Origin of the sequence: Sphingorhabdus sp. Alg231-15, assembly GCF_900149705.1 — a bacterium.
Taxonomy (GTDB): domain Bacteria; phylum Pseudomonadota; class Alphaproteobacteria; order Sphingomonadales; family Sphingomonadaceae; genus Parasphingorhabdus.
This window is the reverse complement of the sequence record NZ_LT703001.1, coordinates 842,960-861,806: the sequence shown is the minus strand read 5'-3', so window position 1 is coordinate 861,806 and position 18,847 is coordinate 842,960. Positions and strand designations below refer to the sequence as shown.

Annotated in this window: 23 protein-coding genes; 14 read left to right on the top strand and 9 right to left on the bottom strand. The window is 52.5% G+C overall.

Annotation, left to right across the window (positions count from 1 at the left end; translation table 11 throughout):
* The first annotated feature begins 60 nt into the window (after positions 1 to 60).
* The 3 genes from pgsA to DG177_RS04125 are packed head-to-tail and all read left to right on the top strand — an operon-like array spanning position 61 to position 1,328.
* Positions 61 to 612, top strand: coding sequence for a CDP-diacylglycerol--glycerol-3-phosphate 3-phosphatidyltransferase (pgsA, locus tag DG177_RS04135; RefSeq protein ID WP_108810342.1), 552 nt, complete (start codon positions 61 to 63; stop codon positions 610 to 612).
* A gap of 12 nt (positions 613 to 624) precedes the next feature.
* Positions 625 to 888 (top strand): molybdopterin converting factor subunit 1, encoded by a 264-nt coding sequence (gene moaD / locus DG177_RS04130; RefSeq protein WP_108810341.1) that lies wholly within the window; start codon positions 625 to 627, stop codon positions 886 to 888.
* Positions 885 to 1,328: a molybdenum cofactor biosynthesis protein MoaE gene (locus DG177_RS04125; protein WP_108810340.1), complete on the top strand. Its 444-nt coding sequence runs from the start codon at positions 885 to 887 to the stop codon at positions 1,326 to 1,328. Before moaD ends, DG177_RS04125 begins: the two co-directional genes overlap by 4 nt.
* Here DG177_RS04125 and DG177_RS04120 read toward each other — a convergent pair.
* On the bottom strand, positions 1,325 to 2,248 hold the full coding sequence (locus DG177_RS04120) for a LysR substrate-binding domain-containing protein (protein WP_108812758.1): 924 nt from the start codon (positions 2,246 to 2,248) through the stop codon (positions 1,325 to 1,327). The two genes, DG177_RS04125 and DG177_RS04120, sit on opposite strands and share 4 nt — an antisense overlap.
* Before the next feature lie 152 nt (positions 2,249 to 2,400).
* On the opposite strand from DG177_RS04120, the gene epsC reads away from it, so the two are divergent.
* The 3 genes from epsC to DG177_RS04105 all read left to right on the top strand — a co-directional run bounded on the left by epsC (position 2,401) and on the right by DG177_RS04105 (position 4,950).
* Positions 2,401 to 3,105, top strand: coding sequence for a serine O-acetyltransferase EpsC (gene epsC / locus DG177_RS04115; RefSeq protein ID WP_108810339.1), 705 nt, complete (start codon positions 2,401 to 2,403; stop codon positions 3,103 to 3,105).
* Positions 3,105 to 3,461, top strand: a complete 357-nt coding sequence (locus DG177_RS04110) for a DUF2794 domain-containing protein (protein ID WP_108810338.1) — start codon at positions 3,105 to 3,107, stop codon at positions 3,459 to 3,461. Before epsC ends, DG177_RS04110 begins: the two co-directional genes overlap by 1 nt.
* A gap of 133 nt (positions 3,462 to 3,594) precedes the next feature.
* Positions 3,595 to 4,950, top strand: coding sequence for a porin (locus DG177_RS04105; RefSeq protein WP_108810337.1), 1,356 nt, complete (start codon positions 3,595 to 3,597; stop codon positions 4,948 to 4,950).
* A gap of 68 nt (positions 4,951 to 5,018) precedes the next feature.
* Here DG177_RS04105 and phoB read toward each other — a convergent pair whose 3' ends face one another.
* The 7 genes from phoB to DG177_RS04070 form a co-directional block, all read right to left on the bottom strand.
* Positions 5,019 to 5,714 (bottom strand): phosphate regulon transcriptional regulator PhoB, encoded by a 696-nt coding sequence (gene phoB / locus DG177_RS04100; RefSeq protein WP_108810336.1) that lies wholly within the window; start codon positions 5,712 to 5,714, stop codon positions 5,019 to 5,021.
* Positions 5,714 to 6,442, bottom strand: coding sequence for a phosphate signaling complex protein PhoU (gene phoU, locus DG177_RS04095; protein ID WP_108810335.1), 729 nt, complete (start codon positions 6,440 to 6,442; stop codon positions 5,714 to 5,716). Before phoU ends, phoB begins: the two co-directional genes overlap by 1 nt.
* A gap of 29 nt (positions 6,443 to 6,471) precedes the next feature.
* Complete coding sequence (pstB, locus tag DG177_RS04090; protein ID WP_108810334.1) at positions 6,472 to 7,269, bottom strand: phosphate ABC transporter ATP-binding protein PstB; 798 nt, start codon at positions 7,267 to 7,269, stop codon at positions 6,472 to 6,474.
* Between the two features lie 53 nt (positions 7,270 to 7,322).
* Positions 7,323 to 8,591 (bottom strand): phosphate ABC transporter permease PstA, encoded by a 1,269-nt coding sequence (gene pstA, locus DG177_RS04085; RefSeq protein WP_337658491.1) that lies wholly within the window; start codon positions 8,589 to 8,591, stop codon positions 7,323 to 7,325.
* Positions 8,584 to 9,966, bottom strand: coding sequence for a phosphate ABC transporter permease subunit PstC (gene pstC / locus DG177_RS04080; RefSeq protein ID WP_108810333.1), 1,383 nt, complete (start codon positions 9,964 to 9,966; stop codon positions 8,584 to 8,586). Before pstC ends, pstA begins: the two co-directional genes overlap by 8 nt.
* An 82-nt stretch (positions 9,967 to 10,048) precedes the next feature.
* Complete coding sequence (locus DG177_RS04075; protein ID WP_108810332.1) at positions 10,049 to 11,092, bottom strand: substrate-binding domain-containing protein; 1,044 nt, start codon at positions 11,090 to 11,092, stop codon at positions 10,049 to 10,051.
* Positions 11,093 to 11,204: 112 nt separating this feature from the next.
* A complete protein-coding gene (locus tag DG177_RS04070) occupies positions 11,205 to 12,479 on the bottom strand; it encodes an ATP-binding protein (RefSeq protein ID WP_108810331.1) in 1,275 nt (424 codons plus the stop codon).
* A gap of 326 nt (positions 12,480 to 12,805) precedes the next feature.
* Here DG177_RS04070 and DG177_RS04065 point away from each other — a divergent pair, with 326 nt between their 5' ends.
* The 4 genes from DG177_RS04065 to DG177_RS04050 all read left to right on the top strand — a co-directional run bounded on the left by DG177_RS04065 (position 12,806) and on the right by DG177_RS04050 (position 15,415).
* The gene (locus DG177_RS04065; protein ID WP_254054454.1) at positions 12,806 to 13,144 is read left to right on the top strand and encodes a hypothetical protein; all 339 of its coding nucleotides are present in this window, start codon (positions 12,806 to 12,808) and stop codon (positions 13,142 to 13,144) included.
* A gap of 101 nt (positions 13,145 to 13,245) precedes the next feature.
* Positions 13,246 to 13,524 (top strand): HPr-rel-A system PqqD family peptide chaperone, encoded by a 279-nt coding sequence (locus tag DG177_RS04060; protein ID WP_108810329.1) that lies wholly within the window; start codon positions 13,246 to 13,248, stop codon positions 13,522 to 13,524.
* 14 nt (positions 13,525 to 13,538) lie between these two features.
* Entirely contained in the window at positions 13,539 to 14,399 is an 861-nt protein-coding gene (locus tag DG177_RS04055) for an HprK-related kinase A (RefSeq protein ID WP_108810328.1), read from the top strand.
* Positions 14,399 to 15,415, top strand: a complete 1,017-nt coding sequence (locus DG177_RS04050) for a nucleotidyltransferase family protein (RefSeq protein ID WP_108812756.1) — start codon at positions 14,399 to 14,401, stop codon at positions 15,413 to 15,415. The genes DG177_RS04055 and DG177_RS04050 overlap by 1 nt, the downstream gene beginning before the upstream one ends.
* A gap of 3 nt (positions 15,416 to 15,418) precedes the next feature.
* Here the strand turns inward: DG177_RS04050 and DG177_RS04045 are convergent, their stop codons facing one another.
* Positions 15,419 to 16,105 (bottom strand): HAD hydrolase-like protein, encoded by a 687-nt coding sequence (locus DG177_RS04045; RefSeq protein ID WP_108810327.1) that lies wholly within the window; start codon positions 16,103 to 16,105, stop codon positions 15,419 to 15,421.
* A gap of 97 nt (positions 16,106 to 16,202) precedes the next feature.
* On the opposite strand from DG177_RS04045, the gene glmU reads away from it, so the two are divergent.
* Genes glmU through DG177_RS04025 form a run of 4 tightly spaced genes read left to right on the top strand, consistent with a single transcriptional unit; the run spans position 16,203 to position 18,844 of the window.
* Positions 16,203 to 17,552, top strand: coding sequence for a bifunctional UDP-N-acetylglucosamine diphosphorylase/glucosamine-1-phosphate N-acetyltransferase GlmU (glmU, locus tag DG177_RS04040; RefSeq protein ID WP_108810326.1), 1,350 nt, complete (start codon positions 16,203 to 16,205; stop codon positions 17,550 to 17,552).
* Positions 17,549 to 18,112, top strand: coding sequence for a hypothetical protein (locus tag DG177_RS04035; RefSeq protein ID WP_108810325.1), 564 nt, complete (start codon positions 17,549 to 17,551; stop codon positions 18,110 to 18,112). The genes glmU and DG177_RS04035 overlap by 4 nt, the downstream gene beginning before the upstream one ends.
* 34 nt (positions 18,113 to 18,146) lie before the next feature.
* Positions 18,147 to 18,479 (top strand): CopG family transcriptional regulator, encoded by a 333-nt coding sequence (locus tag DG177_RS04030; protein ID WP_108810324.1) that lies wholly within the window; start codon positions 18,147 to 18,149, stop codon positions 18,477 to 18,479.
* Positions 18,476 to 18,844: a PIN domain-containing protein gene (locus DG177_RS04025; RefSeq protein WP_108810323.1), complete on the top strand. Its 369-nt coding sequence runs from the start codon at positions 18,476 to 18,478 to the stop codon at positions 18,842 to 18,844. Before DG177_RS04030 ends, DG177_RS04025 begins: the two co-directional genes overlap by 4 nt.
* Positions 18,845 to 18,847 lie beyond the last annotated feature (3 nt).

The following is an 18,847-nucleotide window of genomic DNA, read 5'->3' as shown; positions in this document are numbered from 1 at the left end:
GCGCTTAGTACAAGGAGGGCATTTAACTTTGCGTCAAACCTCGTTATGGGAGCGGGCAATATGTTGAATCTTCCAAATATTTTGACGCTCTCGCGGATATTCACTGTGCCTTTTCTGGTTGGTCTGCTGTGGTGGCCGGACTGGAAACTCGGTTACTTGCTGGCGACCGTCCTTTATGCATTGATGGCGATCACGGATTACTTTGATGGCTATCTTGCCCGGTCCCAGGGAACAGTCTCAAAGCTTGGAATATTTCTTGATCCGATTGCGGATAAAATCATGGTCGCTTCGGTCATCCTTATCCTTTGTGCGACAGGTGATATAGAAGGCTATAACGTCATTGCCGCATTGATCATATTGTTGCGGGAAATTGCAGTGTCCGGGTTACGCGAATTTTTGGCAGGCTTGCAAGTGAGCGTGCCGGTTTCCCAGCTGGCCAAATGGAAAACCACCTTCCAACTTATATCATTGGGCGCGTTGATATTGGCAGGGGGATTGCCGCATTTTGAGTTTATCCAAACTGTCGGAATCTGGACGCTTTGGGCCGCAGCGATATTGACGCTTATAACTGGCTGGGACTATCTTCGTGTCGGCTTGAAGCACATGGACTAATATTCATCAACAATGTCAAAGCAACTTAACATCGTCTATTTTGCATGGGTAAAGGAACGGCTAGGCCGAGACCATGATATGATCGAATGTCCTGATGGCATTGGTACCATTGGCGAACTTCTCGAATATCTGAAAGACCAGGAAGCTGTCTATCGGGATGTTTTTTCCGATACGGAGAGGCTTCGGTTTGCCCTTGATCAGGATTTTGTCAGGCTGGATGCCACTTTTCGTGAAGCAAAGGAGCTGGCGATATTTCCGCCGGTAACAGGCGGATGATCAAGATCCGGATATTGAAGGAGGATTTTGATGCTGGATCGGAAATTTCTCAATTATCTGGTCTTGGTGGTGGTGCTGTAGCCAGTTTTGTCGGGCAAGTTCGGTGTGATGGCTCGCTATCAGCATTGGAACTGGAACATTATCCGGCGATGACCGAGAAGGCCTTGCGCAAAATCGCTGATGCGGCTGATCAGAAATGGGATCTGCATGGAATCACCGTGATTCACAGGGTCGGACGACTGCAGCTGGGTGAACAAATTGTACTGGCCTGCACGTGCTCGGATCATCGACAGGCAGCGATCGAGGCATGTTCTTACATCATGGATCAGCTGAAGACGGTGGCGCCGTTCTGGAAAAAAGAGATAATGCAAGATGGTACCGAAAACTGGGTGGAGGAACGCCAATCAGATATTGATGCCGCATCAAGCTGGGATCATTAAGCCGATTTATCGGTAACCCAGCTTTGGCCTTGGCGCATAATTTCCGCCAGAAGGCGAAACTCATCTTTCCGCGGGCTGTTTTTCCGCCAGACCAGGGCGATATCGCGAAAGGCACGATCGGATTTGATCGGGCGCGCGAGTATTTCGGTATCAGCCAATATACCGCTATCAATAGCCATCTTCGGCAACAGGGTTAGCCCTAGTCCGTTGTCGACCATCTGTACCAAAGTATGAAGCGACGTACCCATCATCCGTGCCGAAGCACGAAGTTCCGGCCGATTACAAGCAGCCAGAGCATGGTCCTTCAAGCAATGTCCGTCTTCCAATAGCAAAAGTCGGTTTTCGTCAATAAGCGCCGGATCGACCAGTTTGGGCGGGTCGCGTGGATCATCCTTCGGGAAGGCTATGAGAATTTCGTCATTGAACAACAGTTCTGAATCTACGTCACCGCAAGCGAAAGGCTGGGCCAGCAAAACACAATCGACCTGACCATGGCTGAGGGAATCACAGGCAGCCTGGCTGGTTTCTTCTTTAAGATATAATTTGAGCTCCGGTCGCTCTGTGCGCAAGCGCTTGAGAAGCTTCGGCAGAAGAAAGGGGGCGATTGTCGGGATGACACTCATCCGAATGTCACCAACCAGCGGCTGGCCAGCGGAACGGGCCATGTCAGTCAATTCTTCGGCTTCACGCAATATGCGGTGCGACTTTTCCACCATTTTTTTGCCAAGTTCCGTAAAGCGGACCACGCGACGGGTGCGTTCCACCAACATGATGTCGAGCAGCGTTTCCAGTTCTTTGATGCCGGCGGACAATGTGGATTGCGTAACATAGCAGGCTTCCGCCGCTCGCCCGAAATGGCCATGTTCTTCGAGTGATACCAGATATTGCAGCTGTTTGAGTGTTGGTAGGTAGTTAGAAATCATTCATTCCTTCGATGAGTTTTTGAATAATAATTCAATTTAGTGATAAATGCGAGAGGAAAAATGGTCTTTCCAAATAGGTTGCAAGAAAGGACTGGAAATATAATGGTCGGGCCACTAACTTAGGACGTGTAAAATCGCCGGAGAAAAACATGTTTCGCGATCTGGGTGAATATTTGGATTCAATAAAAGCGCGGGACCCTGCTCCTCGCTCCCGTTGGGAAGTGCTGCTCTATCCCGGCGTACTGGCTGTAGGGTTACATCGGGTTGCCCATTGGTTGTTCAAGGGAGAACTCTATTTCTTTGCACGCTTTGTGAATCATATTTCGCGTCTGTTCACCGCGATTGATATTCATCCCGGAGCAAAGATCGGACGTCATCTGTTCATTGATCACGGCTTTTCGGTGATCGGTGAGACCGCAGAAATTGGCGACAATGTAACCATATATCAATGTGTCACGCTAGGTGGGACCAATCCGACCAATGGCGTGGGCGGCAAACGTCATCCGACGATTGAAGATGATACGATTCTGGGATCCGGCGCGCAGATATTGGGGCCGATAATCGTCGGCAAAAGGTCGCGCATAGGTGCCAATGCCGTGGTTACGCAGGACGTACCGGAAGGTGCGACAATGGTCGGTGTACGCGCACGTCCTACACTGGTCCAGGTTGAGCAATATCAGGAAGAATTTACCCCGTACGGAACTCCGTGCAGCGAGGTTTTTGACCCTTCAACGCAGAAGCTCGAAATTCTGCAATGTGAGATGGAGCAGCTGCAAAAGAGAATTGCTGCCTATGCAGAGGGACGTGACAACGCGGATGGTGACGAATCAGAAAGTAAACGAGACAGCGCCTGATGCGTTCCGACAGTTCCAACGTTTCATCTTTTCCCAATAAAACCGATACACCTGTTCAGGTGGGATTTGAACGCAAAGAGATGGAACGCATTTTCAATCTCTATGGACGGATGGTCGCCGCTGGCCACTGGCGAGATTATGCTATGGATATGGGGAAGGACGCCGCCATTTTTGCGGCCTTTCGCCGGACCTCGGAAAGACCCCAGATGCGGATTGAAAAGCGCCCGGCCAATCGCAACAAACAAGGTATATGGACGCTGCATGGTGAGCATGGCCAGATATTGAAGCGCGGCCATGAACTTGCCGGAGTGCTAGCCCCCATGGAGCGCCGATTGATGAAACTGGTCGCGGAATAAGCCAGTCTCGTCAGAATTTCTTGCTTCAGAAATCTTCGTAAAAAAACTGAAACAAAAAAGACGTTTTTTCGAAACGTAACCATCATAGAGCCGACATCAATCATTCATGATATGGTCTGGGAACTCTAAAAAGATGAAAATCAAATCTACACTCGCAGCAGGCGCAGCAATTCTGGCATTGCTGCCCAGTCAGGCTTTTGCAGCCCAAATTTCTAGTGAACAGGCAGCGGCGCTTCTGGAACGATTGAACCAGTTGGAGCAGGAAGTTGTTAGTCTGCGCGCGCAGCTCGGCAATGTCGAAACTGTGCAGCAAGAGCAAAGAAAACAAGTCGCCGAGGTCGAGAAAGTGGCGCAGGCCAAAGAAAAGACCAGCATCAAGTTTAAAGGTGCTCCTGAGATCAAAACTGACGACGGTTGGAGTTTCAAACCACGCGGTCGTATTCTCTATGACTTCAACAATCTCTCATCCGTGCCTTCGACAATTGATATTCCAGGCGAAGGCTTTTCCAATGAAGCGCGCCGCGTTCGTTTGGGCGTCCAGGGCAAGATCCCAGGCGGTTTCGGCTACAAGCTTGAAGCCGATCTGCTGGATGGCGTCGAACTGACTGATGCTTATCTGGATTATAAAGATGGCGGTCTGACGATAACAGTTGGTCAGCATAATAACTTCCAGTCCCTGGAAGAACTATCGAGCAGTAACGACACCAGTTTTATCGAGCGATCAGCCTTTACCGATGCTTTCGGGTTCCAGCGGCAGGTTGGTGTGTCTGCAGCCTACAAAACGGGTGATCTCCTGCTACAAGGTGGTGTTTTTACTGACAATATCGATGACTTGAGCGATGGCAATGACAGCATCGGTCTGGACGGACGTGTTGTCTTTGCGCCGAAACTGGGTGATGCACAGCTTCATCTTGGTGGTTCTGTCCACTGGAAGGACCTAGGCGATGAAATTGATTCGCTGCGCTATCGTCAACGTCCTCTCATCCACAGCGTGGATACACGTTTCATCAATACCGGAAGTATCGACGCCGAAGAACAGCTCACCTATGGCCTTGAAGCTGCGGTTATCTCTGGCCGCTTTCACGCCGCCGCTGAAACCCACTGGGCAAAGGTCAGCCGGCCTGGATTGGCCAATCCGACCTTCTTTGGCGGTTCGGTGGAAGCTGGTTTGTTCCTGACAGACGACAAACGGGAATATCGAGGCGGTGTTTTCAAAGGCGTGAAGGTAAAAAATCCGGTTGGTTCTGGCGGTTCTGGCGCCTGGCAAGTGAATGTGCGCTATGACCGGCTCGATCTGACAGATGCGGGTGTTATCGGCGGTACCCAGGATGGCTACATGGCTTCATTGATCTGGACGCCAGTCAACTATGTCCGCTTTCTGGTGAACTATGGCCACTTGTCTTATGGTAATGCGCTGGGCATCGTGACCGGTGCGCCAGAGGATTACTCGGTCGATGTCATTGGAGCACGAGCGCAAATTGCGTTCTAGTGATCGCAGACAGAACAAATAAAAGGCCGGTTTGACCGGCCTTTTTTATGTCCAACAATCTCAAAGGCTCAAGCCGCTTCGGTATCCAGTGCATAGCCGGCAGAACGCACAGTTCGAATGATATCCGGACGTTGGTTTGCATTCAAAGCTTTGCGGAGACGGCGGATGTGCACATCAACGGTCCGCAATTCTATATCGCTATCCTGACCCCAGACGCTGTCGAGCAAACGCTCGCGGGAGAATACCCAGTTGGGATGTTCCAGAAAATGGCGCAATAGACGGAACTCTGTTGGGCCAAGCGGTATGGTATCGCCACTGCGTTTCACCTTATGACCGACGGTGTCCATTTCCAGGTCGCCAAAGGCCAGTTTCTCGCCCGCCAGGGCAGGGCGAACGCGCCGCAACACCGCTTTAACCCGTGCGATCAGTTCCCGTGGGCTAAATGGCTTTGTGATGTAGTCATCTGCCCCGGTTTCCAAGCCGCGAATCTTGTCCTCTTCCTCACCACGTGCAGTGAGCATGATAATAGGGATATTGGCTGTTTCCGGTGAACGGCGCAGACGTCGGCATACTTCAATGCCGGAAAGGTTCTCGATCATCCAGTCGAGCAAAATGACATCTGGGCGGTTTTCTTTGACCAACAGAAGGGCTTCCTCACCGTCTGCCGTGTGAATGACATCATATTCTTCTTTTTTGAAATTCCATGATAGCAGCTCCGCCAGTGCAGCATCGTCTTCAACCAGTAAAAGCTTTGCGTTGGACATTATTCGCTATCTCCGCTTGGTTCCTCCAAAAGATCAGTTGGATTTTCGCCGCGATCCCGTTCCGGCATCGGTTCGCCTTTAGCAGCGAAATAGACCATTTCCGCGACATTGGTGGCGTGATCGCCTATTCTTTCCAAGTTCTTGGCGATGAAAAGCAGATGGGCGGCTTCCCCGATGTCCTTCGGGTTTTCGATCATATAGGTGATCACAGACCGAAAGATGCTGGTGTAGAAGTCATCGACGATTTGATCCCGTTCACTGACTTCCAGGGCAAGATCCGCATCGCGCCGCGCAAAAGCCTCAAGAGAATCGCGTACCAGTTGTGAAGCAATATTCGACATGGACGGCAGCAGGGATGCTGGGCCCAGTTTATGTGTACTGGCGATTACGGGAACACGTTTTGCGATATTTTTCGCATAATCGCCTATCCGTTCGACAACTCCCGATATTTTGAAGGTCGCAATCAACTCGCGCAAATCATCAGCCATCGGTGCCCGCAAGGCGATAGTCTGGAAAGTCAGATCATCAATGCGTTTTTCCAGATCATCGATCAACTTGTCTTCAGCGACAACTTCTTCGGCCAGCTTCAGGTCATGCTTTTCCAATGCGCGCATCGCCTTGGAAATGGCCTGCTCGCTACGACCGCCGATTTCCGCGACCATGCCGCGCAATTCGTTAATGTCGGTGTCAAAGGCTTTAACGGTATGTTCTGCGCCGCTATTTGGCATCTGTCGGGTTCCTTCCCCTATTTGGGCTGCTATCCGTAGCGTCCGGTAATATAGTCTCTCGTTTTTTCTTCCGTGGGATTGGTGAATATGTCTGATGTTACGCCATATTCAACCAGTGTTCCCAAATGGAAAAAGGCGGTTCGTTGCGACACACGGGCAGCTTGCTGCATATTGTGCGTCACGATAACGATAGCATATTTCCCGCGGAGCTCATGAATCAGCTCTTCAATCTTGGCCGTGGCGATGGGGTCAAGCGCAGAGCAGGGCTCATCCATCAGAATGACTTCGGGATCGACTGCAATTGCGCGCGCAATGCATAGTCTTTGCTGTTGACCACCAGACAATGCGGTTCCGCTATCCTGCAACCGGTCCTGTACCTCGCCCAACAAACCGGCGCGCTGGAGTGACGTTTCGACGATATTGTCCAGTTCATCTTTGCTACTGGCAAGCCCGTGAATGCGTGGGCCATAGGCGATATTGTCATAGATGGACTTGGGAAAAGGATTTGGTTTTTGAAAGACCATGCCAACCCGCGCACGCAGCTGCACAACATCCATTTGAGGCGCGTAAATGTCCTCGCCTTCGAGGGTGATATCACCGGTGACTTTAGCGATCGGTATCGTGTCATTCATCCGGTTCAAACAACGCAGGAAGGTCGACTTCCCGCAGCCAGAAGGACCGATGAAAGCCGTGACATTATCCATGGTCACATCAATCGAAACATCTTTAATGGCCTGTTTCTCGCCATAGAAAACATCCACATTGCGGGTGGTCATTTTCAGAGGCCCGTCGCCGGCAGAGATGGCGGATGCAGCGGATTCGGTCATAGTCGGACTTTCACTGGAACTGGTGCTATCGAGTAACTCGGTCATATTATCATCTACCAGCGGGTTTCAAAACGATTGCGCAAATAAATGGCAAGAGCGTTCATTGTGAGAAGGAACAGAAGCAAGACGATTATCGCTGCAGAGGTTTTCTCTACGAATCCGCGATTCACTTCATCGGACCAGAGAAAAATCTGCACCGGAAGAACGGTAGCGGGCTCAACAATGCCGCCCGGCGGCGTTGCGATAAAGGCGCGCATACCGATCATCAACAGTGGCGCAGTTTCACCTAGCGCACGAGCCATACCGATTATTGTACCGGTCAGGATGCCGGGCAGGGCGAGCGGCAAGACATGATGGAACACAACCTGCATTTGACTGGCACCGATCCCCAAAGCGGCCTCGCGAATGGATGGTGGAACGGCTTTGACAGCATTGCGCCCTGATATAACAATCACCGGCATGGTCATAAGAGCCAAAGTCAGACCACCAACCAATGCGGCGGATCGCGGCAAGCCAAAGAGATTGAGGAACACGGCCAAGCCAAGCAAACCAAAGATTATCGATGGAACCGCAGCGAGGTTATTGATCGAAACTTCAATCAGGTCCGTAAAGCGATTCTTCGGCGCATATTCTTCTAGATAGAGCGCTGAAAGCACGCCGATCGGGAAGGCGATCAACAAAGTAATGAACATGGTGATCAGCGAGCCCTTAAGTGCTCCCCATATCCCCACTTGCATGGGATCTGTTGCGTCGGAATTGCTCAGAAAATTCCAGTTGAACCCTGTGCTCAACTGGTCGTTCAGTTCAGTGACTTTTGCCTCGGCCGACGCACTGCCATCGCCCTTATAGGCAACATCAATTTCTGAATCCGCTGGAAGATAGAAAGTGGTCTTTGTCTCAACCAAATCAGGATCGCTCAGTATCGCTGCGCTGACGGCTTGCCACCCACCCGCAGAGAAAATCGCGCTGCCTTCCTCGCCATATTGAATCTCGACACTGGTGTTCACAATATCCCGGACTCCTAATGTCCGAAGATTGGCTTCTCCATTGGCACCTTCAAACTGACTTGCCGAGGCACCGCCGGTCATCGCTGGGAAATCTATCTCGACCGGTAGCTCGGTTTGGGTGAAGCCGCGAAGTCCATTGCCGACCATCACGATCAGGAGAAAGGCAAGGAACCCTGCTGACAGAATTATCGCGCCCAGGCCCAGTGCTTTAAACCGTCGCTCGGCAGCATAGCGCTTGCGAATGCGGGTTTGCATGGCATTGCTGTGCCAATCGGTCGGATTGCGTTCTTCTACCAAGGCGGTCGTGCTATTCATAAGCTTCCCGATATTTCTTCACCACTCTCAATGCGATGAGGTTGAGCAGCAAGGTCACGATAAACAGCACCAGCCCAAGCGCAAAAGCCGCTAGCGTTTTGGGACTGTCAAACTCCTGGTCACCCGTCAGCAACTGCACAATCTGGGTGGTCACCGTCGTAACGCTCGAAAACGGGTTGGCCGTCATATTTGCAGCTAAGCCTGCGGCCATCACCACGATCATCGTTTCTCCGATGGCCCGACTAACCGCCAGCAATACACCGCCCACAACGCCCGGCAAAGCTGCGGGGATCAGAACTTTCTTAATGGTTTCACTGTTCGTCGCACCCATGGCCAAAGAACCATCGCGCATGGCGCTGGGTACCGCAGCAATGCTGTCGTCGGCCATCGAAGAGACGAACGGGATGATCATGATCCCCATAACCACACCAGCCGCTAAAGCAGATTCTGAAGAGGCTCCGGAAATCCCGATGGAAACGGCAAAGTCGCGTAAGGCGGGTGCAACCGTCAAGGCAGCGAAATAACCATAGACCACCGTCGGAACCCCGGCGAGAACTTCTAATATGGGTTTCATCCAGGCGCGGAACCTGGCTGGAGCATATTGAGTGAGATAGATCGCACTCATCAAACCTAGCGGAATAGCAACTATCATTGCGATGATAGCGCCAATGAACACGGTGCCCCAGAATAAGGGGATGGCGCCGAATCCGGTTTCTCCGCGAGGACCCGCTACCGCTTTCGGGTTCCATTCTGTGCCAAAGAGAAAGTCGATAGGCGAGACCATCGAAAAGAAGCGCGCTGATTCAAAAATCAACGAAGCAAATATACCCACTGTTGTAATTGTTGCGATGAGCGATGCGAGGAGCAGGGTCATCATCGTAATCCGCTCTATCTTGGTTCGTGCCCTTAACTCCGGCTTCAATCGCAGCCAGGAATAAGCACCGCCCGCAAATACCAGCAATAGCGCTGCAATTGCGCCTATAGTCTGGTAATAGATGATAGCGGTCTTGTAGGGCTCGACCATCGACTGGGAAAGCGGGTTAAACGCTTTGACTTGTTGGCCAGACGCGATTGAACGTGCTTCCGCCAATATCGATCCACGTGCAAATGCGTCTTGCGGCAACTGTTCGGCAGCCGGACTGGCCAGCGCCGCATCAGTTATCAGCGCTGGGCTAGTAATATTCCAGACGAGCAAAAAAAGCAGGGCAGGGCCGATGGCCCAAAGTGCGACATACCAGCCATGGTAGTTGGGAAGCGAATGGACCTCTCCCCTTTTTGTGCTGTCCTTTAAAAAGCGATTCGCTTTAACACGGCCAAAAAACCATGCCATGCCTCCAAGGACGATGATCAGTAAAAAGAGAATGGAGCCTGTCACGGTAGAAAACTGATCCTTGATTCGGAATATGCAGAAGCGCAGTGCGAGGCACCGTCCTAGTACCCCGCACCACGATTAACAATTACTTCAGTTCAGCGCCGGTCAAAGTTGGTAGATTTTTTGCAGTATCAGCCATTTGTGTACGAATATCATCCGGCGAAGCAATCAGGCCGGCCTCAATCAGATAGCCATCTGATCCACCTGCGTTGACAAATTCCGTAAGATATTCCTGAAGACCAGGGATTACGCCAACATGTTGTTTCTTGGCGTAAATATAAAGCGGGCGAGCACCTGGATATTCGCCTGATGCGATTGCTTCATAAGCAGGCTCGACATCGGACACCGCAACGCCGCGAACGGAGTCGGTGTTTTCCTCAAGGAAGCTATATCCAAAGATTCCGAGACTATTTGGATTGGCTTTCAGTTTTTGAACGATCAGATTGTCGTTTTCGCCGGCATCAATATAAGCACCATCGGCCCGGACATCGTGGCAGATAGCGTCATATTCGTCTTCATTTGTGTCTTTCAGCGCCTTGGTCGTGGCGTCGGTTTTACAACCCACTTCCATGATCAATTCGGTCAACGCATCTCGCGTGCCTGACGTCGATGGGGGGCCATAGACACTGATTGTGATATTGGGGAGCGAAGGATCGATATCCGACCAGTTCTTCGTCTCATTCTTTTTGCCAAATGGGCGTTCGGCAATGGCTTCGTAAATCTGCGTTGGCGTCAGCTTGATCGCTGGACCTTCGTTGGCTTGGGCAATCGCGATACCATCAATGCCGATCTGAACCTCAACAACGTCGGTAACGCCATTTTCTGCGCACATTTCGAATTCGGAAGCCTTCATCCGCCTGGATGCATTGGCAATGTCGGGTGTGTTGGCGCCTACGCCTGCACAGAATAGCTTCATTCCGCCGCCAGTTCCGGTTGATTCCAGAATTGGTGAGGTATTTGCACCACCCGCGCTAAATTGTTCAGCAACCGCTTTGGCAAATGGGAAAACAGTTGATGAACCGACAATCCGAACTTCACTGCGTGTACCACCTTGTCCGCCGGAAGCTTGATCCTGACATGCTGCCAAGGCGAGTGTTGATACCGCTAATAGAGCGATTTTCTTAAACATTATGCTGTCCCCGTTTTCTTTGGAGTGTTGATATATTTGGTCAAGAATCGGTTGTGATTTCTGACCGGATGGGCACCGTTTAAAAGTGGGCAGTGTCCTATTGGTTACAGATTTATGACAGATATGTTACGGATGCGGCATCGGGATCGTTGGATGATTTGATCACCGGCAGAAAAATCGTGACCGTCGTGCCGATTCCTTGCTCGCTGGCTACTTCCATCCTGCCGCCATGGCGCTCTGTTATATGTTTGACAATCGCTAGGCCCAATCCGGTCCCACCTATTGATTTGCTGCGCCCCTTATCAACCCGGTAGAAGCGTTCGGTAAGCCGGGGAATATGTTCTGCTGCGATGCCGTCCCCCTGATCGGTGACTGAAAGTCGCAGCATGGAACCGGTGCGATTGGGTTTGACCGAAACCGTTACGATCCCGCCACGCCGTCCATACTTATAAGCGTTGCTCACCAGATTGTGGAGCAGCTGAGACAATTGTGCATGATCGCCCTGAACCATCGGCAAGTTGTCGGGCGCTGACACAACAAAATTATCATCCTTTTTATTGCGACCGTTGAGGAAAACGGATTTTACCTCTGCCACCAGTTCCGTCAGATCAACCGGTTCCGAGGGCAGTTGGTATTTTTCCGCTTCGATGCGCGACAAAGACATCAGGTCTTCGACCAGGCGCTGCATGCGATCGGCTTCCTGATACATGATGGTCAGAAAACGGGCGCGTGTGTCCTCGTCTTTGCCAGCTTCCGGGTTTTCCAGGGTTTCAATAAAGCCCTTTATCGCCGCCAGCGGTGTACGTAATTCATGGCTTGCATTGGCAACAAAATCAGTGCGCATGCGTTCTGCGGCGTAGCGACTGCTTTGGTCGGAAAGCTGGACCAGTTTCAAACCATCACCCAAGGCGTGAATGCGCAATTCCCAACGTTGATCCGCGCTGCCGACGCCGACCAGCAAAATTGGTTCGCCGCTATGCTCGGCATTGGGGTTCGCTAACCGATCCGCGGCTGCCGGATGACGGATGGCAACCCGAACGTCTTCACCGATAATATGATCGCCGAGAAAATTTCGTGCCGCCGGATTGGCCACCGCCACTTTCGCATTGCGGATGAGCAGTATCGGATCCGTGATCGGATCTATCACATCCTGGTAAGCTTCGGCTCTGCCTTGATATAATATCCGCTTTTTCTGGCGCTCCAACGCACTGAGGTCCGGCTGCGCCGGTGCGTGGTCTTCCAGCGCTATAATCGCCAGAGAAACAACGCCAAAGGCCGACATGATGATAATTTTCATCAACGCTGCCGATGTTTGTGCAGCAAGAACCGCTCCTCCAATGATCAGAAGAATCGCAAAAATCAGGCGAAAGGGAGAAATTGTGTTCATATTGGCCGTTGCGATGAAATTCGGTGGCTATGTTTAGGCGGGTTTTCGCAAAAACAGCAATGGCAATGTCTGTTTTGTACCCGATTATATCGTTTTGATCAGTTCACCGTCTTTGTGCCGTTAAGAAATTTGGCCGGTTTGTCCCGATTATGGACGACAGTCTGCACGCGCGACTGTTTACTCGCAATTAAACGATTTTCGCTCTAAGGGCGACATTCAGAGGAAATTATTACGTTATGACAGACAGTCTAAATCAGAATGGTAGATCATCAGCACCAACTGATGATTCTGAGAATGCTGCGATTGTCACCCGCCGCCGTGCGCTGATGATGGGGGCTGTGACGGCTTCTGCGGTCGTCAGCATCAAGCCTGCTTTGGCGCAGACCGCTGGTTCGGTGCTAAACTGCGAAATTCCGGTTCCCGGAAATCACGCTGCTGGCGGATATATTGGTCCGGACGGAAAAATTGTATCTCCCGACACGCCTGGAGCTTTTCCGCCTGCAGGCCGGAATTTTACCGGGGAAGAAGTGAAGCGGGCGATGAATGGCCGGTCTCTTCCCGGCACATCTTACGATCAGTCCAAAGCCTATGTGAACTATATTCGGCGTCTCCAGTCCGGGCAAAGCGGCTTTACCTGCTACGCATCTCTGCAGATGCCGCGATAGTTTTGCGCTGATTTTTGGCTTCAAAGCCAATGCTTATTAACATATTCATGCTAATGGCTTTTTCGAACGAATTGCCGTGATCAGGGATAGTGTAACCGCCAATGAGCCAGCTTTATCGCGCCGCAGCCTCTGAAGGGCTGATCCAGCATCCGCTGGACAGTATGACGCTGGTTTTTCAGAAATCGTCAGGGATCACTCATATCGTAGCTGATCCCGTGCCGGCGATATTAGCCGTTATGGGAGAACATTCCCTGACGGCCGTCGATATCGCAGGCAGACTGTCCGATAGCTATGATCTGGAGGATAGTGGTGACACCGCTGATATCGTGCTGGCAAGGCTTGTCGAACTGTGTTCGCTTGGTCTTGTGGACAAGGTTTAGGCTCGGTGGCGCGCATGCATCAGCTTTATCTGACTGTCGGGCCGACACGATATCGGCTGGTCTCGAGCTGGCGGCGGCCGCTCGATCAGTTGGCAGCTCTCTATCAGGACTACCCAGCTTCGCAGGACGGTTACGCAGATTTCACCGTGCGGTTGGAGCCTGAAAAGCCCTGGCGGCGCTATTTCCGACCTTCGGTTCATATTTCCGGCGATTTTTGGCTCCCTGATGCTGCTCCCTTGCCACTTGATCAAAGTCTGCTGGCTGCGGAAATGGGCATGAACTTGCAAATGGCACTGGGCTGGCGACGGCATCTTTTGCTGCATGCCAGCAGTGTCGAGAAGGATGGTAGGGCATTGCTGATGACTGGCCTGTCCGGTTCGGGAAAGTCTACACTTTCTGCCATGCTGGCGGAAAAAGGCTGGCGATTCATGGGGGATGAATTTGCGTTGCTTAATCCGGACACCGGCATGGTGCATAGCTTTCCGCGACTGATCAGCCTCAAAAACGAGGCAATTGCCACCATGCAAGCGGTTGTGCCGGACAATCGCTTCGGCCCCCTGATGAAAGGGACGCCGAAAGGGGATATCCGTCACATTATCCCACCGCTGGATGCGGTGAAGCGGACGGCGGACACGGCCAAACCTGCTTTGCTTCTGTTTCCGCGCTTTGGACATGATCCTGCTCTGCGCGATATGGGTAAGAGCGAAATATTTGTGCGGTTAACCCAGGCATCAACCAACTATGTCGCTCTCGGAGAAACAGGCTTTCAGGCGCTGACCCACTTTGTTGATACCGTTCCAACCAAGGCCATGGATTATCAATCGAGTGACCAAGCCGAAGAACTCATCGATAGTCTGTGGAGCAAGCTCCCATGATGCGCAATGCCCAGCCATTGGTTGACGCCTTGCGCGAGCCGGAGACGGTTCTCTCGCTTGACGGTGCTGGATGGACGGATCTGATTAGCATTGCCCGCGCAGAGTCGTTGATCGGCAGTCTGGCCCATCGTCTGGCGAGTATCGCAGTGCCGGAGCAAGTCAGGCCCATTCTGAAAGATGCGATTCAAGCCACTGATCTCGCGAGACAACAAGCGCTTTGGGAGGCGGATTGCGCGCGCCGGGCTCTTGCGCCGTTAAGCGGCAAAGCCGTGCTGATGAAAGGCACCGCCTATGTTGCTGCGGATCTTGATGCGGGGATTGGTCGAAGCATCGGTGATCTTGATATCATGGTCGCGCGGGATGCGCTGCCCGCTGTTGAAGCAGAATTGCTGGACGCGGGATGGGAGTGGGTTAAGCCGGACCCTTATGATGACCAATATTATCGTGAGCATATGCATGAGCTGCCACCGTTGATTCACCGCGACCGCGACCGGATGATCGATGTCCATCACACGACCTTGCCTCTGACCGCGAACCCGACGCCGAATCCTCAAGCAATGCTCGATGCAGCGATCGAGCTGGAATCCGGGCTTTATGTGATGGCTCCTGCGGACATACTGTTGCACAGTGTCGCTCATCTATTTGCAGATGGTGATCTGGCCGGGGGATTACGTAATCTTTGGGATATCGACAGGCTCATCCGGCAATTTGCCGATGCGGATGAGGAATTCTGGACCGAGCTAGGCGTGCGTGCGAGATTGCATCAGCTGGAGCCGCATCTGGCGCGGGCGTTGCGCCTGGCTGTTCGTCTTTATGACACGCCAGCCCAAGAATATCGTGCGGGCCAAAAGAAATTCACCGATTATCTGTATGTCCGGCGCCTATTGGCGCGCGATGGTTGGGGGCGGGAAACCCGAAAGCTCACACGGCAAGCTTTCTATATCCGGTCCCATTGGCTGCGCATGCCACCGTTGATGCTGGCCCGCCATTTGTGGACCAAGTGGCGCAAGGGCTGACCGTTAACGGCTGAGTGCGGCCAAGGTTGGAACCAGCTCGTCATAATGATCGATAATTGCGTCAGCGCCTAACTCTTCAACCGGTTGATTCAAAAAGCCGAAACTGACCGCGACATTCGCGATGCCCGCATTTTGCGCGGCTTTAATGTCGAAAATACTGTCGCCGATAAAAGCTGCTGGTGTTTGCTCGACTATCCCGCCGCAGCGCCGGATCATCTCGTCAATCGGGTCCCGCTTAGGCTTGCTGCGGCCTTTGCCCATCGTATCGCCGCCAATGACGGTGACGAAGCGATCTATCATGCCGACATTGGTCAGTAGCTTCACCGCGAGGCTTTCGAATTTATTCGTCACCACCGCCAGTTTAACATCCTGATCCTGCAGCACATCCATCGCATCAATCAATCCGGCAAAAGCGGGCGCATTATTGCCCAGATTAGCCTCATAATGATCGATCAGGACAGGCATCAGGCTTTTGACCAGATCTTTGTCGCTGCCGCCTGATTGCTCCAGCGCCATTTCCAGCATGTGACGCGCGCCCATGCCGACCAGCGAGCGGATGGATTGTTCGTCCACTTGTGGCCGGTTCGCGCTGTCGAGAGCGTGATTGAGCGAAGCCGCGAGTTCCATGCTGGTATCCAGCAAGGTACCATCCAGATCAAAGCCAATGATATCGAAAGAAATTTCTGTCATAGTCCCTGCATAGAACCGATCTTGCTGGCATAAGCAACCGCATCATGGCATGGGGCGGAAATTCAGCGTTTGGAACAGGATATTCGGAGTTTTTGGCATGAGTGACCGTCCTTTAGCAGCCATTATATTAGCGGCCGGACAAGGCACACGGATGAAATCGGAAACGCACAAGGTGCTGCATCCGATTGCCGGCAAGCCGATGCTCCATCATTTGCTCGATACGGTCGATTCGATAGGCGTGGAGCGTACCGTTGTCGTGGTCGGTGCGCGGCGTGAGCAGATTGAAGCAAGCGTCGAGGGGCGTAATGTCGCGATCGCGGTTCAGGAAGACCAGCTTGGTACAGGCCATGCCGTGGCGCAGGCGCATGAGGCGCTGAAAGGTTTCGCTGGCGATGTGTTGATACTCTACGGCGATGTACCGATGGTCAGCGCTGACACGATGCAGGCGATGATCGCGCGGCTGAACGACGGCACCGATCCACGCGCGGTAGTGCTGGGTTTTCGTCCAGATGACGCCGGTGCTTATGGCCGGATCATTGCCAGCGACCAGGGCGAAATCGAAAAAATGGTCGAATTTAAGGATGCTGACGAGGCTGAGCGCGCGGTCAACCTGTGCAATAGCGGATTGATGGCCGCGCGGGCGACTGACCTGTTCATCCTGCTCGACCAGATCGGCAATGACAATGCGGCGGGTGAATATTATCTGCCGGATATTGTGATGCTGTCGGGCCAGGCCAGTGCCGTCATTGAAGTGGATGATCCAGCCGAGGTTGCGGGCGTAAATAGCCGCGCGGAACTGGCCTCGGTCGAAGGCGAGTGGCAGCAGCGTCGGCGGGCGCAGGCGATGGCGGATGGAGTGAGTCTGATAGCGCCAGAAACCGTTTGGTTTGCGCATGATACGAATCTTTCCTCAGATGTAGTGATAGAACCAAATGTGATTTTTGGTCCGGGCGTATCCGTAGCCATCGGCGCGCGAATCTATGGCCATAGCCATATCGAGGGCGCATCCATTGGCGCACACACCAATGTCGGGCCGTTTGCGAGACTACGCCCCGGAGCGGTGCTCGAGGAAGGTTCAAAAATTGGCAATTTCGTCGAGATGAAAAAGGCAGTTCTGGGTAAGGGCGCCAAGGCCAATCACTTGACGTATCTGGGTGACGCCGAAGTGGGTGAGGGCGCCAATATCGGCGCTGGCACGATCACCTGCAATTATGACGGCTATTTCAAATATAAGACCAAGATCGGCAAGGGCGCGTTCATTGGGTCAAACAGCGCACTGGTTGCGCCCGTGACCATTGGCGATGGCGCAATAGTCGGCGCAGGAGCGGCTCTGACCAAGGATGTAGATGCTGGCGATCTTGCGCTGGTCCGGGCCGAGCAAACCGCGAAAAAAGGCTGGGCGGACCGGTTCAATGCGGTGAGCGCGAAGAAGAAGGCGGGGAAGTGACTCAACGCGAGGGCATTGATGGGAAAAACGCCGCACGTTATCTCACTAAGCTGTCTGACGATCTGTCGCAGATTGCTTCACTGGAAAGATTGGAGTTTAGGTTCAAGTTCACAGAGTTGAATGTTAATGATTTCGATCCTATTTCCAAAAAGTTCAAAGATGACCTATCGAAAAATTTTCAGTCCATTTACTCATTCCATCTGGATTCAATGGATGGTCGCGAGAAGTTTCTGGACGCAATAGATCACGCTAAAGAAACCAAGTTAGATGGACTGGCATATCCCAGAAGAAACAAGTTGAATTCAGACAGTCCCAGCGATTGCTTCTATGTTGGTACGTCTCGAAATACTTTTGAGCGACTCAAAGGGCATCTCGGATTCGGTGCCAAGAGTACATATTCATTACACTTGAAGTGTTGGGCAAGTCGCTTGACGGGAGGGTTCGAAATCGTTGTACATAAATTTGATCTGGACGACGAACAGTTGCATTTGCTCACCTATATTGAGGATGATTTAGCCCGAGAAGTACAACCAATGCTAGGCCGGCGTGGCAATTTATAATTGACATGATATCATGATATGATATCACCATATCATGACTCGCATACTTGCTGATCTATCCGAAGAAGATGTCCAGTGGCTCGACGCCCAGGCGGCGGCACAGGGCACGTCGCGGGCGCAATTGTTGCGTGATGCGGTGGCGGCGTTTCGGGCGGATGCGTCGAAGCAGGGGATTGAGAAATATTTCGGCATGTGGCGTGAACGCCGGGAGGTTGGCGATCCGGTGGCGTGGCAGCGGCGCGAGCGAGCGTCATGGACCCGGCCTTGGGATCCCGATTACTGGGATGTGCGTAAGGAATTTCCCGATCTGTTTGATGCCGATGACGATCGTGAGGCCGAGCGCTATCGCAAGAAGGACGCCTCGTGAACGAAGCGGTTTTTGATAGCAACATCTTGTTTGATGCGCTGAATGATGTTGGCCGGGCCAATGTCGAGCTGAAACGCTATGACCGGCGTTATATCAGCCGCCTGACCTGGGTCGAGATATTGACCCGCGCGCTGCCGGATGACGGCGACCGGGCGGAAGACTTTCTGTCCTTTTTCAACATTATCGAGGTGAATGAGGAAATCGGTCGGCGGGCAGCACTGCTGCGCAGTGACCGGCGACGGCTGAAAGCCATGGATGCCGTCATTCTCGCATCGGCCCAGCTCACCGGGCGCATCTTGATCACACGTAATACTCGCGACTTTCCGGCGGAAATGCCGGGTATTCGCGTTCCCTATACTCTCTAAGAA

Coding starts and splice junctions, on each gene's coding strand:
- pgsA (WP_108810342.1), top strand. CDS start 61: ATGTTGAATCTTCCAAATATTTTGACGCTCTCGCGGATATTCACTGTG.
- moaD (WP_108810341.1), top strand. CDS start 625: ATGTCAAAGCAACTTAACATCGTCTATTTTGCATGGGTAAAGGAACGG.
- DG177_RS04125 (WP_108810340.1), top strand. CDS start 885: ATGATCAAGATCCGGATATTGAAGGAGGATTTTGATGCTGGATCGGAA.
- epsC (WP_108810339.1), top strand. CDS start 2,401: ATGTTTCGCGATCTGGGTGAATATTTGGATTCAATAAAAGCGCGGGAC.
- DG177_RS04110 (WP_108810338.1), top strand. CDS start 3,105: ATGCGTTCCGACAGTTCCAACGTTTCATCTTTTCCCAATAAAACCGAT.
- DG177_RS04105 (WP_108810337.1), top strand. CDS start 3,595: ATGAAAATCAAATCTACACTCGCAGCAGGCGCAGCAATTCTGGCATTG.
- phoB (WP_108810336.1), bottom strand. CDS start 5,714: ATGTCCAACGCAAAGCTTTTACTGGTTGAAGACGATGCTGCACTGGCG.
- phoU (WP_108810335.1), bottom strand. CDS start 6,442: ATGCCAAATAGCGGCGCAGAACATACCGTTAAAGCCTTTGACACCGAC.
- pstB (WP_108810334.1), bottom strand. CDS start 7,269: ATGACCGAATCCGCTGCATCCGCCATCTCTGCCGGCGACGGGCCTCTG.
- pstA (WP_337658491.1), bottom strand. CDS start 8,591: ATGAATAGCACGACCGCCTTGGTAGAAGAACGCAATCCGACCGATTGG.
- DG177_RS04075 (WP_108810332.1), bottom strand. CDS start 11,092: ATGTTTAAGAAAATCGCTCTATTAGCGGTATCAACACTCGCCTTGGCA.
- DG177_RS04070 (WP_108810331.1), bottom strand. CDS start 12,479: ATGAACACAATTTCTCCCTTTCGCCTGATTTTTGCGATTCTTCTGATC.
- DG177_RS04065 (WP_254054454.1), top strand. CDS start 12,806: ATGATGGGGGCTGTGACGGCTTCTGCGGTCGTCAGCATCAAGCCTGCT.
- DG177_RS04060 (WP_108810329.1), top strand. CDS start 13,246: ATGAGCCAGCTTTATCGCGCCGCAGCCTCTGAAGGGCTGATCCAGCAT.
- DG177_RS04055 (WP_108810328.1), top strand. CDS start 13,539: ATGCATCAGCTTTATCTGACTGTCGGGCCGACACGATATCGGCTGGTC.
- DG177_RS04050 (WP_108812756.1), top strand. CDS start 14,399: ATGCGCAATGCCCAGCCATTGGTTGACGCCTTGCGCGAGCCGGAGACG.
- DG177_RS04045 (WP_108810327.1), bottom strand. CDS start 16,105: ATGACAGAAATTTCTTTCGATATCATTGGCTTTGATCTGGATGGTACC.
- glmU (WP_108810326.1), top strand. CDS start 16,203: ATGAGTGACCGTCCTTTAGCAGCCATTATATTAGCGGCCGGACAAGGC.
- DG177_RS04030 (WP_108810324.1), top strand. CDS start 18,147: ATGACTCGCATACTTGCTGATCTATCCGAAGAAGATGTCCAGTGGCTC.